We start from the raw sequence: 3582 nt of genomic DNA on the forward strand, positions 1-3582 counted from the left end.
GGGCTACATCATGAGCCCGTAGCCCGGATGGAGCGAAGCGCAATCCGGGACAGTGTCCCCGCATTCCGCTCCGCTCCATGCGGGCTACAAGATCACAGCGTTCACACCGCCTCGAGCTGATCCGCCGCGCGCTTCTTCTTCGTCTTGGACTGGCTGAGCAGGGGGCCGGCGGTAAGCGCGGCCGTATCCGCCACGCCCGGGTCGCGCGAGATCATCGCTGCGACGATCGCGCCGTCGATGATGAGACCGAGCTGGTGCGCGAGCACTGCCGGCTCGCTCGATCCGAGCTCGCCGGCGAGCTTCTCGATGTGGCCGAGCACGATCTTCTTGTGCTTCAGCGCGATGTTGCGGAACTGCTTGGCGTCCTTGTCGTGCTCGCCGACGGCGTTGATGAAGGGGCAGCCGTAGAAGCGCTCCTCCGCGAACCAGCTCTTCAGCGCTGGGAAGATGCGCGTCAGTTTCGCCTGCGCGTCGCCGCCGCCTTGCTCCATGGCGCCGATGAACCATTCGCGCCACTGCTTGCCTTCGCTCTCCAGCACCGCGTTGACGAGATTGGTCTTGGAGCCGAACAATTTGTAGAGGGTGGTCTTCGCCGTGCCGGCTTCCTCGATGATCGCGTCGATGCCGGTGGCGTTGATGCCGTTCTTGCAGAACAGATGCGTCGCGGCGCTCAAGAGGCGCCCGCGCGCGGACTCGTCCTCGCCAGCACCGGCGTGGGGCGAATTGGATGTCTTCTTCGATGACGTCTTTGCCATGAGTCCAAACTTACCCGCAGCCGCGCCGCATCAGCAAGCCGCATCTGTTCCGCGCTGAAAAGATTCGCAAAGCGCACCCCATCTGCATCGCCTTTGAGCAAGCGGCCGCTGATCAATCCGCAGGCAGCGACCGCTAAGCGGCTCCAATGCTTCGCAATTTGCTTTTGGCCGTCTCTGGCACGCTCCATGCAAGGAAACAGACCGTTCGGTATCCTGCCGATTTCCTCGGCTGCCAGGGAGAAAACTGATGACTGCCGTCGTTCAAAAGACAGTGCTGACGGGTTGCCTCGCGCCCATCGACAAGAATGGGCTCGAGCAACTGATCGCGAGCGGCAAGGCCAATCCGAAGGTCGTCAAGACCTTGAAGTGCAAGACGGTCGCGGAAGGCAAGTTCCGCCACGCCAACTACATCCGCAACCTGCCGCCCTACATCGTCGACGAGCCGCCGGGCCTTCTGGGCGACGATACCGCGCCCAATCCGTCGGAAGCCTCGCTCGCCGCGCTCGGCTCCTGCCTTGCGGTCGGCCTGCACGCCAACGCCGTGCATCGCGGCTGGATCGTCAACAAGCTCGAGCTCGAGCTCGAAGGCGACCTCAACATTACGGCCGTGTGGGGCACCGGCGATGTTTCCGACAAGCCGGTCGGCTTCACCGACGTGCGCGTCAAGGTCGACATGGAGTGCGAAGGCATTTCGCAGGACGAGATCAACGCGCTGGTCGCCCATGTGAAGAAATGGTCGCCGGTCGCCAACACCTTCACCCGCCCGGTCAATCTCGAGGTCGGCATCTAGGCTGACGGCAACAGGACAAGGTGCGGGAGACGATCATGGGTTCACTGGCTTTATCACGGGCCGACATTTTGGATCAGCCCGCACCGTCCATTGCAGGCGAGGTGGCGCGGATCGCGCGCGAGCAGCTTGCGCCGCTCGCCGCCGGCATCGACGACGGCTCGGTCTATCCGGCCGAGGTGCTGCGCAAGTTCGGCGAGGTCGGCGCCTGGGGCAGTCACATGCCGCATGAAGGTCCCGCCGATTTGCGCTGCGCGATCCAGGCGATGGCAGCGATCGGCGAGGTCTGCGGCGCCACGGCGTTCATGGCCTGGTGCCAGAACACGCTGGTCTGGTACGCCGCCAACTCCACCAATATGAAGCTGGCAAAGCGCTTCGGCGATGCGTTCTCGACCGGCCGCGTGCTCGGCGGCACCGGGCTCTCCAACCCGATGAAGAGCTTTTTCGGCATCGAGAAGCTCAAGCTGAAAGGGCGGAAGGTCGAGGGCGGCTACATCGTGCGCGGCGCGCTGCCCTGGGTCTCCAATCTCGGGCCCGATCATTATTTCGGCACCATCTTCGAGCGCGAGGACGAGCCGGGGCTCGTGATGTTCCTGGCCGACTGCTCCGATCCCGCGATCACGCTCACGCCGTGCAAGCCGTTCCTCGCCATGGACGGCACCGGCACCTATGGCGTGCAGTTCCGCGACGTGTTCGTGCCGGATGATCTGATCCTCGCCGATCCTGCCGGTCCCTTCGTCAAGAAGATCCGCGCCGGCTTCATCCTGCTCCAGGCCGGCATGGCGCTTGGCGTGATCAGAGACTGCATCAACATCATGGACGAGGTCGGGGGTCCCCTCGGCCACGTCAACCGCTATCTGCCGCAGCAGCCGGTGCATTTCCGCGATCTCGCCGCAGAGCTGGAGGCGGAGACCATGGCGCTGGCGCGCGATCCCTACAACGAGGAGGAGACCTACTGGCGCAAGGTGATCGCGCTCCGCTTGCGCGCCGGCGAGGCCAGCGTCGCGGCGGCGCATGCGGCGATGCTGCATTGTGGCGCGCGCGGCTATCTGAGGAGCCACCGCGCGCAGCGGCGGCTGCGCGAAGCCTATTTCGTCGCGATCGTCACGCCTGCCACCAAGCAGCTGCGCAAGATGCTTGCCGATTCCTGATTTTTGCGAGTCCACCCGAAGACCCCCAACCTCAACGGAGAGGCTGCCATGACTGACGTTCTGATCACTGCCGTCGAACTCGCCGATCTCTTGAAGCTAGAGCCGTGTGTCGTCATCGACACCCGCAACCCCGATGCCTACGCCGCCGGCCACCTGCCGGGCGCCGTCAACGTGCACGAGATTTTCACGTTCCTCGCGACCTCGACGCCGGAGGGGATGGCCGAACTGAAGACCAAGTTTGCCGACGCCTTCGGCGGCGCCGGCCTCTCCGGCAAGGAGACGGCTGTGATCTACGAACAGTCGATGAACTCCGGCTTCGGCCAGTCCTGCCGCGGCTACTACCTGCTCACCATGCTGGGCTATCCCAAGGTCAAGGTGCTGCATGGCGGCTTCGATGCCTGGTCGGCGGCGGGCTTCCCGGTGACGAAGGACGTGCCCACGCCCGCAAAGGCCTCGTTTGCGATCGTGCCTGAAGCGGGCGAGATCCTGATCGATGCGAAGACGATGCTTGGCGCCGTCGGCAAGCCCGGCATCGCCATCCTCGACGTGCGCGATGTCGACGAGTGGATCGGCGACAGCTCGTCTCCGTACGGCAAGGATTTCTGCCCGCGCAAGGGCCGCATTCCCGGCGCGGTCTGGCTGGAATGGTACCGCATGATGAAGCCGACCGCGGAAGGCCCGCGCTTCAAGTCCAAAGACGAGATTCTGGCCGAATGCGCCACCGTCGGCATCTCGCAGACGACGCCGGTCTATCTCTACTGCTTCAAGGGCGCGCGTGCCTCGAACACGTTCCTGGCGCTGAAAAACGCCGGCGTGAAGGACGTGCGGATGTATTTCGGCTCCTGGAACGAATGGTCGCGCGATCCGTCGCTGCCGATCGAGCAGGGAC

4 protein-coding genes are annotated in these 3582 nt (G+C 64.4%); 3 read left to right on the forward strand and 1 reads right to left on the reverse strand.

The window, feature by feature from the left end:
• Positions 1–101: 101 nt before the first annotated feature.
• Positions 102–755 carry a TetR/AcrR family transcriptional regulator gene (locus tag AC1D00_RS31865; RefSeq protein ID WP_135174144.1) on the reverse strand — a complete coding sequence of 218 codons (654 nt, stop codon included), beginning with the start codon at positions 753–755 and terminating at the stop codon, positions 102–104.
• Between the two features lie 247 nt (positions 756–1002).
• Here AC1D00_RS31865 and AC1D00_RS31870 point away from each other — a divergent pair, with 247 nt between their 5' ends.
• The 3 genes from AC1D00_RS31870 to AC1D00_RS31880 form a co-directional block, all read left to right on the forward strand.
• On the forward strand, positions 1003–1545 hold the full coding sequence (locus tag AC1D00_RS31870; RefSeq protein ID WP_092191689.1) for an OsmC family protein: 543 nt from the start codon (positions 1003–1005) through the stop codon (positions 1543–1545).
• Positions 1546–1580: 35 nt separating this feature from the next.
• Positions 1581–2693, forward strand: a complete 1113-nt coding sequence (locus AC1D00_RS31875; RefSeq protein WP_167770714.1) for an acyl-CoA dehydrogenase family protein — start codon at positions 1581–1583, stop codon at positions 2691–2693.
• A 48-nt stretch (positions 2694–2741) separates the two neighbouring features.
• Positions 2742–3582 (forward strand): sulfurtransferase (locus AC1D00_RS31880; RefSeq protein WP_477013399.1); only part of this gene is annotated, 841 nt, incomplete at its 3' end.

Source organism: Bradyrhizobium sp. P2_E8 (genome assembly GCF_056403875.1).

Bases quoted from the DNA above. Each gene is read 5' to 3' on its own strand.
- AC1D00_RS31865 (WP_135174144.1), bottom strand. From the start codon at position 755: ATGGCAAAGACGTCATCGAAGAAGACATCCAATTCGCCCCACGCCGGT.
- AC1D00_RS31870 (WP_092191689.1), top strand. From the start codon at position 1,003: ATGACTGCCGTCGTTCAAAAGACAGTGCTGACGGGTTGCCTCGCGCCC.
- AC1D00_RS31875 (WP_167770714.1), top strand. From the start codon at position 1,581: ATGGGTTCACTGGCTTTATCACGGGCCGACATTTTGGATCAGCCCGCA.